Source organism: Bartonella alsatica, from assembly GCF_013388295.1.
Lineage (GTDB): Bacteria > Pseudomonadota > Alphaproteobacteria > Rhizobiales > Rhizobiaceae > Bartonella > Bartonella alsatica.
The window spans coordinates 386041-400122 of sequence record NZ_CP058235.1; the positions used below are offsets into that span (position 1 = coordinate 386041).

Genomic DNA, 14082 nt, shown 5'->3' on the forward strand with positions numbered 1-14082 from the left:
AGCTAAAAAGCAAATAGCATAGCCTTAAAATGGATAATCTCAAATATTAGAGATTCTCTAATTTATCTAAAACAATCTAAGAGAAAATATTTTTTTAAAAATACTTTAAATTTTGACTTTTCAAGAAATCGTGCTTTTTCAAACACGTTATAGAAAATCGCAAAAACTGTGAAAATACACTAATAACACTTCTAAACTCTAAACAAGCATAATAAATTGAAGAAAATGTTCCCTAAATATAAAAAAATTTCCCACATATGATTGTCTGCATACAGCAAAACCCTGATAACAAAGACTATCCAATCTTACAAAAAATAATCAAATAAGTATAATGTTCTATAGAACAAACAGATAAAATAAGACTCTATCATGATATCATAAGCCTATAATGACGAAAAGGAAGTCTTTTGTCATACAGATCAGGTATTGCAAAGAGAGAATCATTCAGAAAAGTTTATTCCCATGGTAAAAACGCGGCTATTAATATGCGCTTATAACTCAATCCGAACAGAGTATATTGTTGAAATTAAATTTTAATCACAATATTATTCCATAATTTTGTAGTATTTATTCAACTAAATAGCCCATGATGCGTTTCTATCAAAATAAAATCTAAAATCGTTCAGGCTCTATTCAGTTTGGTACGTATAAGATGTGAAAAATACGATTTATATAAGGAGTATCGCTATGCAAAAAGTGATCAGATTAGTGGTATTATTAGTAATATCAACTGCAACTGTTTTGATGCCACTAGGTACAACACTTGCCGATATAATTTCAACTCAGAAAGAATATATTAAGAGAGAAATAGATAGTATGAAGAAGAAAATGGAGACCGGTTTTTCTCCTCACAATTTTAGTATTCATTCTAATAATCATAGCTCCCATTCTATGCTCAGCACACATCACCCTTATTCTACTGAAGACTATCGCCATGTTAACCGTCAAAGCCGGAAACATAGTTATCATAATATTGAACGCAAGACACATCGCTATGTTGAGCGCAAAACGACCAAAACGACAACGCATCGCCATATCCATGAATATAGAGGAAATTCTGGAAACAGTGGTGATACTTTAGCAGCAAGTGTTCTTGGGCTCGCTGCGGGCGCAATTCTTGGTAATATTTTAAAGCAACCACAGCAACCACAAATTGTTTATCAAGTCCCACCACAAAACCGGGTAATCTATCAAGAAGTTCCGCAAAATAAAATGGTTTATCAAGTGCAGCAAACTATGGAATATCAGCCTACCAAGCAACCATGGACAACCGCTTGGCTTGAATATTGCACAAAAAAATACCGTTCATTCAACCCTAAAACAGGTACTTTTCGAGGTTATGACGGTTTAAATCACTTTTGTTATGCTCCGTTAAATTAACTTCTGTTGTACTCTATTAAACAAGTTTTAGGTAACCAAAAAAACACTTGAAAGTGTTTTTTTGGTTATATGTTGAGTTCTTGAAGAAAAGGATTACACTGACGCTCATAACCTAAGTAGCTTCCTGGTCCATGTCCACAAATAAAATGAACGTCATCGCCTAAAGGTAAAACTTTTTCTCGAATAGATTTCATCAATTCCTCATGGGAACAAAAAGGAAAGTCGGTACGTCCAATAGACCCACGAAAGAGTACATCACCCAATAAGGCAAAACGTTGTTTCTCATTGAAATAAATGACATGCCCAGGAGAATGGCCCGGTGTGTGAAAAACATTGAACACATGTCCAGCAAAATGAACACTATCACCATCTTTTAACCATTGGTCGGGAACACAAACACGCGCATCACTAATGCCGTAACTGTTTGCACTTTCTCTCACAGCATCCATCACAGGTTTATCATTGTGATGTGAACCAATAATTTTAACATTAAGTGCTTCTTTAGCTTGCATTGCAGCTCCCACATGATCAAAATGACCGTGTGTTATCCAAATAGCTTCAACGATAACACCCATCTGTCGGATCACTTCTTGAACGCGCAGCCAATCACCACCCGGATCAACTAAAACCCCCACTTTTTGTTCATTATCAAAAAGCAAAGTGCAATTTTGTAGAAAAGGTGTAACCGGAATAATATGTGTACTAAAATTACCCATGATATTCTTTTCAAAGTAAAATTCCAACCTTATAAAGAAGCATTTTCTTCTTTATAGAGTAAAATAGCCTGCTCGACAGCTTTATGCAACTTATGTAAACTTGAATTTTATAAAAATAAATTTTTTCAAGGTTTTGAAGAATGACCGATCACGTTCAAGTTTTGTGTGACGGTGCACCTCACCTTCTTGTGATTGATGATGATACCCGTATTCGCAATCTTTTATTTCAATTTCTCATTAAAAATGGATTTCGTGTTACAATTTCTGCTAATGCTGATGAAGCAAAATGGCAATTTTCAAGCTTAGATTTTGATCTTCTTATCATTGATATCATGATGCCTGGGCAAAATGGTATTGATCTCACCTACTCACTTCGTCAAACAAGAGATATTCCTATCCTTATGCTCACAGCTTTGTCAGAAATAGACAATCGCATTCACGGTTTAGAAGCAGGCGCTGATGACTATCTCACTAAACCTTTTGCCCCTCGTGAGCTTCTCCTTCGTATTAAGGCCATTTTACGTCGTGGTTTTCCAGTAAACCAACCTAAAATCGAGCAAATTGTTTTTGGACCATATATTTTTTCTATTGCACAGCGCAAACTTAAGAAAAAAGGAGAAATTATTAAATTGACAGATAAAGAACAAAAAATGATGGTTATTTTTGCCGAAAATGCAGGAGATATAATTCCACGTCATAAACTTGCAATGGATAATAAAAATATCAGTGAACGTGCCATTGATGTACAAATCAATCGCCTTCGCCATAAGATCGAAAAAAATCCAGCACTTCCTATATGGCTCCAAACCGTGCGAGGAATAGGTTATAAACTTTCAATTGAAAATTGAATAAGCATAGTATGATCAAATCCTCAAAAAAGCTGATCCGATGGTTGACAAAGAAGATGCCTAAATGGCTTTATGCCCGCTCTTTGATCATCATTATGCTCCTATGGTCCTCCTGAAAACAGTAATCGGCTACGTCTTTATGGAACGCCATTGGCAAATGGTTACCGAGCGTCTTTCAACCGCTGTTGTCCATGATATTTCAGCTATTATTGATATCATTGAAACATATCCGCAACAAGATAACTATGAAGATATCAAGCGTATTGCACAACAACGTATGGGATTAAACATTGCTATTCTGCCTCCTACTCCTCTTCCTCCTCCAGGACCAAAACCATTTTTTGCAATTCTTGATTATTTCCTAAGTGAAGAAATCACCCGCCAAATTAATCGCCCCTTTTGGATTGATACAGTAGGTGATTCTAACCTTGTCGAAATCCGCATCCACCTTGGTCACAATATCTTACGCGTTTTCGCACTGCGTAGCCAAGCCTATGCTTCTAACACTACTATTTTTTAAGCTGGATGGTAGGAACAGCTCTTGTTTTATTACTGATAGCAATTTACTTCCTACGCAACCAAATTAAACCAATTCAACAATTGGCTGAAGCAGCAGAAAGTTTTGAACGCGGTCGTCCTTTACCAGAAGGATTTTAACCACAAGGAGCTGACGAAATCCGTCGTGCTGGCATCGCTTTTTTACACATGCGTGAACGTATTGAACGTCAAATCGAACAACGCACCATGATGCTCTCAGGCGTAAGCCATGATTTAAGAACCATCCTTACCCGATTTAAACTTCAGCTAGCATTAGCAAATACTAACTGTGATGGTCCCCTTGAGCAAGATGTTCGTGATATGCAAAATATGTTAGAAGACTATCTTGCATTTGCTCGTGACGAGGGTAATGAAAATGTTAAAATCTTTGATTTAAATGCTCTTATGCAAAAATTCTCCGCCGATGCTCATCTTCACAAACGTCAATTTTCCTACACCATCGAAGGCCCAACAGAAATACAAGCACGTCCCCGTGCCTTCACCCGCCTGGTAAGTAATCTTGTGACAAATGCATTTCGTTACGCCAACACCGTAAAACTGACAGCCATATCTCAACAAGAATCTTTTATAATGACTATTGATGATGATGGACCTGGCATTGATAAAAACATGCGTACTGAAGTATTTAAACCGTTCTTTAAACTTGATAAAGCACGAAATTAAGACGCTAGTGGAACCGGTCTTGGCCTTTCTATTGCTCAAGATATAGCACGTAGCCATGGAGGTAATATTCAATTAGATGATAGTCCTCTAGGCGGCTTGCGTGCCATTATGATATCCCCCTATGAACAAAACTTCACAAACCGTCTCTAAAAAACGCTCAACAAATTTTTGTCATTTAAGCATTCCCTACAGTTTCAAACAAAGTATATTGTAATGCCTTGTAGGCACTTTCTCCACGCCAAGCAACCATCTGAAATGCAACATAATGGCTTTCACAGACTTTCAGCGCATGTGTCAACAACGTTTCAACTTGTATATGAGATGGATGCACCCCTCCAGCCAAAAGAAGCCCTTGCCTATAAATAACTGAATTATTCCCTCGCCAATAATCAAAATGTCCGAGTAACAATTTTTCATTAATTGCCAGCAACAAGCGATGCATTTCTGCTGTTTGAGCATTCTCAATAGAAAGATCAAATGCACAAGCTAAATGAAGTGCCTCCTGCTCTTCCATCCATGAAAAAGCAAGGTGGTAATTTGCCCGTTTTCCTTCTACACAAACTCTAATTTCATCTTGTGCATCCCGCTCAAACGACCAATCATATTTACAAGCAATCTGTTCGATAAAGTCAACAGGATGCTCTTCCCTTTCTGTGGCGCTAAATGCAAGCCTCATTATAATCCTCAATCATATTAAAACATTATCAACAGAACATAAACCACCCTCACTGTAACAACATTTTGCTACAATCAAAGCTTTTACACCAAACAAATACACATTAAAAACATCGACAGCACACAAGTACCCAGAACACAATCATGCTTCCTGTGGTAGCTTGATAATCATAAAAAGAATCACCAAGCTTTTTCAGTGTATTGATACAATTTCACAACACCAGCCCCCTGATTCAAAAAAAGTATTTTTTTACAAAAAACAACTCAAAAATAAGCGGATACTCTGCTCTAACAGATTCAAGATTAAGCATTTTTTAGTTTCATACATCACGTGGAAAAATTGGGGATATTTTTCTAAAATTTTCTTTTTCATAGAATTTATAGAAACTTTTTTACTTCTTTCGTGTCTGCATTTTTTCTAAATCATCAAAACGCTTTTTTAAATCAGCATTTTCGGCATGAACCTTTAGTACCATATCCTTAAAAGTTTCAAATTCTTCGCGTGAAACAAGATCAAGTTTATTTGCTATCCTTTCAGCTTGCAAACGAAAAGCCATTCCAGCTTCACGTCGTATACCTTGTGCAACATCAACAGCATCTGTTGCTAATTTTGCTAATTCATCAAGAATACGGTTTGATCCATTACGCATAACGTTTTTCCTTAAATTTTAATCATTGACATATGCATTATAGCGTATTTTCATAACATTTAGATACTGTATTTGTTCCTTTTACTCTATAGATTTTACCTATTGTACAGATTTTGCCATGCAGATTTTATTTTAAACCTTTTACACTTTTTTACCATCATAAAGTTCCAGTACTAGAATCTAGTGGAAACTTACCACTCTCCAGGCTTGACCATTGTGCATACATCTGTCATTTCTAACTATCATGTAATTAATGTAAAATGCCTAACTCATGAATGATTTTTCTTGTCCAACCATTGCTTTTCCATCTTTTCTCGATCCTGTAATTGTCCGTTTAGGTCCCGTCTCTCTCCATTGGTACGGACTTGGTTACGTGGTGGGCATTCTTTTTGCCTGGTGGTACGCACAAAAATTATTAAAAAAACAATCCCTATGGCATACAAATCACCCACCCATGAATAAAGAAAAAATAGGGGATTTTGTTGTTTGGTCTACCATCAGTATCGTTGTTGGTGGTCGTTTAGGACAAGTGCTCATATGGGATCCTATTTATTATTTTAGCCATCCAAGTGCTATCATCGCAGTATGGAATGGAGGAATGTCTTTTCATGGTGGGCTCATTGGCATCACTATTGCAATGATTTGGTTTTCCTATAAAAATGACATCAACATACGAGCAATGTTTGATCTAATTGCTGCCGGTGCTCCCATTGGTATTGGTATTGTACGAATATGCAACTTCATTAATCAAGAATTATGGGGAAATGTTACCACACAACCTTGGGCCGTTTGCTTTCCCCAAGATCCCCGATATCTACCACGCCATCCGAGCCAACTTTACGAAGCGTTCATGGAAGGATTTCTTCTCTTTGTCATCTTATTCATTCTTATTTTTTCTTTCAAAGCATTAAAACGCTCCGGCATTGTAGCAGGAACGTTTATTATAGGCTATGTAATAGCACGCAGTATTTCAGAAATTTATCGTGCTCCTCAAGAAGATCCAGAATGGTTTTCTAACCTTTTTCACTCCACTGGATTTACCTATGGCATGGCTTTATCTCTTCCCATGCTTTTTTTTGGTTTTTATCTCCTTTTCCAAGCCTTTAGACATCAATCTGTAAAATAATGGCTAGTCTTAAAGAAAAAATTAAAGAGATTATTGCACTCAATGGACCAATCACTGTCAGCCAGTATATGGCGTTGGCACTCACTGACCCTCAATTTGGCTATTATCAAACGCAAACTCCCTTTGGGCGTGCTGGTGATTTCATAACAGCGCCTGAAATAAGCCAATTATTTGGAGAGATAATTGGTATTTGGATTCTTGCAAACTGGAAAACCCATGGTTGTCCTTACCCTTTTATTCTTGCTGAAATAGGTCCAGGACGTGGCACTTTGATGAATGATATTTTGCGTACCATTCAAAAATTATCCACCACAGCATTTAATGCCGCTGAAATTTTTCTTATTGAAATAAGTCAAAAGCTCGCAAAAGAACAAGAAAAATGTCTTTCACCTTATCAGAAACAAATCCATAGCATTGAAAATTTTAATCAAATCCCTTCAAAACCTCTCATTTTAATAGCCAATGAGCTTTTAGACACACTCCCCATCAATCAATATATTAAAATCGATGGAGAATGGATGGAACGTCGCATTACAGTAAATCAAAATGGAGATTTCACCTTTATTGCTACTCCACATAAACTTCTCTCTTCTTTCTTACAATCCTATTGTTCTGAAATACCAGATGGGACAATTTTTGAACATGCACCCTCACGGTATCAATTAATGCAACAAATCAGCAACCGCTTAATACAAGTAAAAGGTTCTGCTTTGCTTATCGATTATGGTGCTTCTAATCTTGCATTTGGCGACACACTACAAGCACTCTCTAAACACAAATTCCGCGATATTTTTGATGCTCCCGGTGAACATGATTTAACTTCACATGTTGGTTTTTCATTTTTAAAAAAAATAGCTCTTGAACAAGGCTGCTTTGTTAAAATTCTAGAACAAGGAGAATTCCTTTTAAAAATGGGTTTGCTAGAACGTGCAAGACAGCTTGCAGCTAACAAAAGTGCGACATTGCAAGAAAAAATTTTCCAAGATATCGAACGACTAACCAGTCCAGATCATATGGGCACATTGTTTAAGGTTTTGCATGTGAGTGATAAAAATATACCTCTTCCCCCCTCATTTTGACCATCAATAATAACAATAAAACGATAAATATGAGTACTTCACACACTATTCTCATTTCGAAAATAACCAAGGAACTTTTATGAAGCCTATCCCTAAACTCATTCTTGCAAAAAATCTTTCTGCTTTAGATATTTATGGGGTAAAACATGGCTTTTTTACACGACACAATGCTTTTTTTAAAAGTCTTTACCAAAGCCTTAATATTGACCAAAGTTCAAATTACCAACCTAAGGATATTGCACAAAATCGCATTTTGATCGCCGATTATTTTAACGTTGAAGTGCAAAATTTAGTTACTGTCAATCAAATACATTCTTGTGAAGTTGTTGTGATTAATCAACCTTTTATTGATGAACCTCCTAAAGCTGATGCTCTCGTTACAACGACAAAAGATCTAGCAATCGGCGTTCTTACAGCAGATTGTGGACCAATTCTGTTTGCTGATCCACAAGCAGGTGTCATCGCCGCAACACATGCAGGCTGGCGGGGAAGCTTAAATGGAATTATAGAAAAAACAATTTCTGTTATGGAAAAACAAGGAGCCAAAAGACAATCAATAACAGCTGCCCTTGGACCTTGTATTGGTCCTTGCCACTACGAAGTAACAAGCGAATTTTACAACCAATTTATTGATTACAATAGTAAATTCCAAAAATATTTTCTAAAAACAGATAAAATAAATCACTTTCACTTTAATCTATGGGCTTTTATTATGAATCAACTAAAAGAAGCAGGAGTCCATGCTTCTTGTGTAGAGCTTTGCACCTATCAAGATGAACAGCGCTTTTTCTCCTATCGCCGTGCGATACACCACAACGTACCCGATTACGGACGACAAATCTCTGCTATTCTACTGGAAAATAAAAAATGAGTATCTTTTTTTTTCTAAAAAGAAATACCGAAACTACACTAAAAATTTTTTTCTAAATGAAACAATAAGCCATCTTATACTATTTTTTAGCAAAAAATGATCTCTTAACACGCAAAACATGAAAGTTTTAGCTATTATTGTTTTGAATATTCAGTAGTGAAGACTAAACATAAATTTAACATAGCTCGCCTTATAATAAAAAACTTTGCTCTAAAAGTAATAAAATTTTGGAAAAAGAAAAAACAAAATTCTTACCTCTTTAACAATGATAAATAAAATTGTAATGCTTTTGTAATTGGTTCCTTGGAATCTTGTAACAAGAAATTAAAAACTGTATCATATTTTACCATGAAGACTCAGAGGTTCTATCATGAAGCTTTTCTGCGGCAATTCTAATCCACGCCTTGCTGAAGATGTTACAAATTATTTAAATATCCCCTTAGGCAAAGCAACTGTGAAACGCTTTGCTGATCAAGAGATTTTCGTAGAATTACATGAAAATGTACGCGGACAAGATGTGTTTGTTTTACAATCTTCGTCCTATCCCGCAAACGATCATTTAATGGAATTACTCATCATGATTGACGCTCTCCGTCGTTCTTCGGCGCGTCGTATCACAGCTGTTATACCCTATTTTGGTTACGCCCGCCAAGATCGTAAGCCCGGACCACGGACCCCTATTTCTGCAAAACTCGTTGCTAATCTGATTACTGAAGCAGGAGCCCATCGTGTTTTAACATTAGATCTTCATGCAGGACAAATTCAAGGTTTTTTTGATATTCCAACGGATAATCTTTATGCTGTCCCGGTTATTTCTCGAGATGTCAAAATGCATTATTCTCTTGAAAATGTTATTGTTATTTCTCCTGATGTCGGTGGTGTGGTACGTGCACGCTCCCTAGCCAAGCGCCTAAACAGTTTGCTTGCTATTGTTGATAAACGTCGCGAACGTCCCGGTGAATCAGAAGTGATGAATATCATTGGAAATGTATCTGGAAAAGATTGTCTTTTGCTTGATGATATTGTTGATTCAGGTGGTACACTATGCAATGCAGCAAGCGCTTTACTGAAACACGGTGCCAATAGCGTTACAGCTTACATCACACACGGTGTTCTTTCCGGAAATGCTATCGAACGCATCACTAACTCAGAAATGAAAGAATTGGTTATTACGGATTCAATTATGCCAACCGAAGAAATTGAAAAGGCGCATAATATTCGTGTTTTGCCAATTGCCGACCTCATTGGAGAAGCAATTGCAAGAACAGCAGCAGAACAATCTGTCTCAAGTTTATTCGGTTAAATTAGCTCTTGGAATTTCCTGGTGCTGTTTCCACCCCAAGATCAGGGAGAGCTATAATGCACTGACCACTAAAATGTGTATGAACAATGACAAGTCCACGCTCTTCAAAATAGGTTAAAAGTTAGCGTGCACAACTCTAAAGAATGAGTTCCATAAAAACGCGCTAAAATGCATCCAATGGACGAGGTTGTCCTTTCAAAGCAGCCTGTGCCACATTCAAAAAATACCTTGTACATCATCTTCCAAACTTTCCAATATATAAAAAATGCGTTTCCAGCTTTCACTGAGAGCAATTTTTCATCAACATCAGCCTGAGCAATAGCCAATTTACGCCGAAATTGCGAAAGGTTTAAAAGATCTCCTGATATACCATGAATACGACAACGAACCCCAAAATCTTGATCAAATACTGTCATAGAACAATAAAAAGCTTCAGGATCATCAAGAATCTCCCGAATAACACATTCTACCTGGGTATCACGATTACCAACAGAAACTTCAGGAAATAAGCTTTTTTTCTTCTAGAAACTCTTTTTTATATACAACCTCTTTTAACATTCTATGAATTGATTTTTCTCTCACTAATTCTCGTGATTGTTTAAATGAAATTAAAATTTCCTCTGGTGAAACAGTAAAAACAAGTTCTTTTACATCAGCTCGCTCTGTTGGAAGAGGCATTAATTTAGGACTAGAAGAACGCGCCATTGTTTCAACAGAATCAATTATGATCCGTAAAGAACGCCTTGATAAAGCAGATCCTAGAGCTATAAGATGCCTGCGCTCAAGATCTCTAAACATTTCCGCCCGGCGACGCTCCATTCCCAAAAGATCAGTCGCGCACATCATATCAATATCTAAAAAAGTTCGCTCTATTAAAAAATTTGATGCTTTAGGAGCTACGTTTTTAGCAAGCTTAGTCAAACGTTGTGTGACAATAATACAATAATACTAACAAGACCACGTTTGCGCCCTCAACACATAAAATTAGCCATAGCACTAAATGAAATTTTATCCGCTTCATTAGAAACTTCTCCTGCCGCAGCTGGAGTAAACAATTGTGCTTCATCGACAACAACAAGCATGAGATACCAATAATCACGCTTCACATCAAACAATGCACCAAGAAAAACACCCATAGCACGCATCTGTTGTTCAATACCCAAACCTTCAAGATTAAACACCACCGAAACACAATGTTGCCAAATTCGATGAGCAATATGCGTCAGTTCTAGTTCGCTATGTTGAGCTTCAACAACAACATGACCGAATTTATCTGCCAAAGTTACAAAATCACCCTCTGAATCAATCACACAATGTTGTACCCATGAAGTACTTTATTCAAGAAGATGTTGAAAAAGATGTAACTTTCCTAAACCAAAATTGTCTTGCACAAGAAACGTGTCACCAATAATTCTTCCAAATCAACGAATGCTGATACGGATTTATGCAAAGCATTACGTTTTGCTATCTCACCCAAGGCGATCTCAACCTTCATAATATCTCCAGTATTTGCTTTTGAATATATCGGCTGTTATTTATTCACCAAATAAACTATATTCCCTTTCTTAACGCTAGAAATCATCGATTTTTCCCACAACTCTTGCATCTGCAAATGGTTTGAATTATAGAACAGACTTCTGCGTGGACACCCTTGGAGGCAACGCAGAATGGAGCAGTCGCTGCTGAACAGCGTATATCTTCATATTAATGCAAAAACTGTTGTTGGTTTTTGATAGATCTCCAATTATGTAAAAGGACTTAAATTATGAGCAAAAGCTACACTCTTAAGGCCGAAATACGTGAGCGGGTTGGTAAGGGGTCCTCCCGTGAACTTCGCCGTAACGGTCTCATTCCTGCTGTCATTTATGGTGAAAAACAACCACCTTTGGCAATCACAGTTCCCTATAAAGAGATTTTCTATAAAATTCACGCTGGTGGCTTTCGTACCACCACAGCAACCATCACAATTGGCAAAGAAAAAATTATGGTTTTACCAAAAGATTACCAATTAGACCCCGTGCGTGATTTTCCCTTACATGTAGATTTCTTACGTATTTCAGCGAAATCCGTTGTAGAAGTGAATATCCCTGTACACTTCCTCAATGAAGATACAGCTCCCGGACTCAAGAAGGGAGGCGTCCTCAATATTGTCCGTCACGAAATTGAATGTACCGCTCCAGCGAATGCTATCCCTGAAGCAATTGAAATTGATCTCTCCAGCTACTCTATTGGTGATTCTATCCATATTTCAGCGGTTCAACTGCCAAAGGATGTTACTCCAGTCATCCAAGATCGAGACTTTACCATTGCAACCATCGCAGCTCCTGCAGGCATGGATATCAGTGATGAGACTTCCGAACAAAATAATGACGAAAACAACGAAAAAAATTAATAATTTCGAACAGGCGGGAAAAATTCCCGCCCTAACTTATGAAACATTTACTAACCTATACAATTTTTTTGAAAGCGTGCATGTGGCTTATTGCTGGTCTTGGAAATCCTGGTTCAAAATATCAAAATAATCGCCATAATATCGGTTTCATGGCTATCGATGCTATTTATCAGTCCTTATCTTTTTCTCCATGGTCGAAAAAATTTCAAGCTGAAATCTCCAATGGCCTCATAAATGATGAAAAAACTTTTCTTATAAAACCACAAACTTTCATGAATTTCTCCGGCCAAGCTATTGGTGAAGTCTTGCGATTTTATAAATTAGATGTGAAGAATTTGATTATCATTTATGATGAGCTAGACTTACCACCAGGAAAAGTACGTGTAAAAATCGGTGGAGGAAATAATGGACATAATGGTATAAAATCTATCGATGCCCATTGCGGTATTGAATATTACCGTGTACGTTTAGGAATTGGACGACCTAATTCGAAGGAGTTTGTTCACCAGCACGTTCTAGGAGATTTTACAAAATCCGATCAAGAATGGTTACCTCTTGTCTTAAAGGCACTTGCAAAAAACATTGCTCTCCTTCTAAAGGGTGACAAGTGTTCTTTTATAAATGAAATCTCACAAGAAATAAAAAATAAAAAAGCTCGCGATAACAACTCTTTTCTCTAGGACACAAATAAATCATGCTGCTTTGTGCAACTCTTGTGTATAATACTTTCTTTTGAGAAGAAGATAATTGAATAGCAAATCTCAAATTATCAAATGGTGCTCTCCAAACTCACCCTCATTGGAATTTTAAAAACATTTAGATTAAGAGTAAACTGCAGCGGATCATACATATTAAATCGTTGACTAAAACCTAAATACACCTCCATTACTTTATAACACCGCCACACACAAACCAACAAGAACACAATCATAAAAATCAATAATATCTTAATTAAAATGTCTTGTATTCCTTGAATTAGAAAAATTCACTTGAATTAATGGTTGATTGCAGTGGATCATAAGCATTGGATTTTTGACTTAGAACACGAAATGTACTTGCATTATCTTGCAACACCACCACACGCGAACCAATAGGAACACGATCATAAAGATCAATAATATCTTGATTAAGTAAACGAATACACCCACTTGAAATGGCACGACCAATTGACCACGACTCATGTGAACCATGAATGCGAAAAAGTGTATCCTGCCCATTTTTGAAAAGATAAAGTGCCCGTGCACCCAATGGATTTTCGGGACCTGGTGGCATTCCTTGTCCCAAATGACCATAACGTTCTGGTTCACGAGCCATCATTGCCGCCGTAGGAGCCCAATTCGGCCATCGGCGCTTGCGTTGCACAACTCCTTCACCTTCAAACGCTAATCCTTCCTTACCAACCCCAATACCGTAACGCAAAGCTTCTCCATTTTCACCAATAAGGTAAAGAAAACACTGCTGCATATCTATAACCAATGTCCCAGGTTTATAAGATGTATAATAAATCACTCTTTGGCGCCAAAATTTTGGATCAATTGTCGAAAGATCAATAGCAGGCAATAAATAGGGCTCATTTGTTACAGGACCATACAAGGCCTGTATTTCTGCTGGAACATGCCAAGTTTGTTGAGAAGAAACAAACGACATATCTGACTGGCGCGTAGCACATCCAACCAAAGCCAAAGGTGCAGCAATTAAAAAAGAACGACGAGACAACACTCTTTTATTTTCTCCGATTAAATCTTCATGCAGATCTGCATACTATGAAAAACTTAGCACATTATTAACGTTAATTTAAAATTCCCTTACCATTTAAGGTGG

12 protein-coding genes and 2 pseudogenes are annotated in these 14082 nt (G+C 37.0%); 9 read left to right on the forward strand and 5 right to left on the reverse strand.

What is annotated here, in order from left to right:
* Positions 1-687: 687 nt before the first annotated feature.
* Entirely contained in the window at positions 688-1380 is a 693-nt protein-coding gene (locus HWV54_RS01625) for a BA14K family protein (protein ID WP_005864830.1), read from the forward strand.
* Positions 1381-1445: 65 nt separating this feature from the next.
* Here the strand turns inward: HWV54_RS01625 and HWV54_RS01630 are convergent, their stop codons facing one another.
* Positions 1446-2096, reverse strand: coding sequence for an MBL fold metallo-hydrolase (locus tag HWV54_RS01630; protein ID WP_005864827.1), 651 nt, complete (start codon positions 2094-2096; stop codon positions 1446-1448).
* A gap of 140 nt (positions 2097-2236) precedes the next feature.
* Here HWV54_RS01630 and HWV54_RS01635 point away from each other — a divergent pair, with 140 nt between their 5' ends.
* Positions 2237-2944: a response regulator gene (locus tag HWV54_RS01635; protein ID WP_005864825.1), complete on the forward strand. Its 708-nt coding sequence runs from the start codon at positions 2237-2239 to the stop codon at positions 2942-2944.
* Between the two features lie 11 nt (positions 2945-2955).
* A pseudogene (locus tag HWV54_RS01640) lies at positions 2956-4315 on the forward strand (ATP-binding protein).
* A 25-nt stretch (positions 4316-4340) separates the two neighbouring features.
* Here the strand turns inward: HWV54_RS01640 and HWV54_RS01645 are convergent.
* Positions 4341-4841, reverse strand: coding sequence for a type III secretion system chaperone family protein (locus HWV54_RS01645; RefSeq protein WP_005864819.1), 501 nt, complete (start codon positions 4839-4841; stop codon positions 4341-4343).
* Positions 4842-5232: 391 nt separating this feature from the next.
* Positions 5233-5490 (reverse strand): accessory factor UbiK family protein, encoded by a 258-nt coding sequence (locus HWV54_RS01650; RefSeq protein WP_005864818.1) that lies wholly within the window; start codon positions 5488-5490, stop codon positions 5233-5235.
* 271 nt (positions 5491-5761) lie between these two features.
* Between HWV54_RS01650 and lgt the strand changes: the two genes are divergently transcribed.
* The 4 genes from lgt to HWV54_RS01670 all read left to right on the forward strand — a co-directional run bounded on the left by lgt (position 5762) and on the right by HWV54_RS01670 (position 9869).
* The gene (gene lgt / locus HWV54_RS01655; RefSeq protein WP_005864816.1) at positions 5762-6616 is read left to right on the forward strand and encodes a prolipoprotein diacylglyceryl transferase; all 855 of its coding nucleotides are present in this window, start codon (positions 5762-5764) and stop codon (positions 6614-6616) included.
* On the forward strand, positions 6616-7695 hold the full coding sequence (locus tag HWV54_RS01660; RefSeq protein WP_005864814.1) for a class I SAM-dependent methyltransferase: 1080 nt from the start codon (positions 6616-6618) through the stop codon (positions 7693-7695). Before lgt ends, HWV54_RS01660 begins: the two co-directional genes overlap by 1 nt.
* Before the next feature lie 79 nt (positions 7696-7774).
* A complete protein-coding gene (gene pgeF / locus HWV54_RS01665; protein WP_005864812.1) occupies positions 7775-8566 on the forward strand; it encodes a peptidoglycan editing factor PgeF in 792 nt (263 codons plus the stop codon).
* Between the two features lie 370 nt (positions 8567-8936).
* Entirely contained in the window at positions 8937-9869 is a 933-nt protein-coding gene (locus HWV54_RS01670) for a ribose-phosphate pyrophosphokinase (RefSeq protein ID WP_005864810.1), read from the forward strand.
* Between the two features lies 1 nt (position 9870).
* On the opposite strand, the pseudogene HWV54_RS01675 reads toward HWV54_RS01670, so the two are convergent.
* A pseudogene (locus HWV54_RS01675) lies at positions 9871-11364 on the reverse strand (ATP-binding protein).
* 270 nt (positions 11365-11634) lie between these two features.
* On the opposite strand from HWV54_RS01675, the gene HWV54_RS01680 reads away from it, so the two are divergent.
* Together HWV54_RS01680 and pth are read left to right on the forward strand one after the other, a co-directional pair.
* Complete coding sequence (locus tag HWV54_RS01680; protein ID WP_005864801.1) at positions 11635-12261, forward strand: 50S ribosomal protein L25/general stress protein Ctc; 627 nt, start codon at positions 11635-11637, stop codon at positions 12259-12261.
* A gap of 80 nt (positions 12262-12341) precedes the next feature.
* On the forward strand, positions 12342-12941 hold the full coding sequence (gene pth, locus HWV54_RS01685) for an aminoacyl-tRNA hydrolase (protein ID WP_040296365.1): 600 nt from the start codon (positions 12342-12344) through the stop codon (positions 12939-12941).
* Between the two features lie 295 nt (positions 12942-13236).
* On the opposite strand, the gene HWV54_RS01690 is transcribed toward pth, so the two are convergent.
* Complete coding sequence (locus HWV54_RS01690; protein ID WP_005864798.1) at positions 13237-13980, reverse strand: L,D-transpeptidase; 744 nt, start codon at positions 13978-13980, stop codon at positions 13237-13239.
* Between the last annotated feature and the right edge of the window lie 102 nt (positions 13981-14082).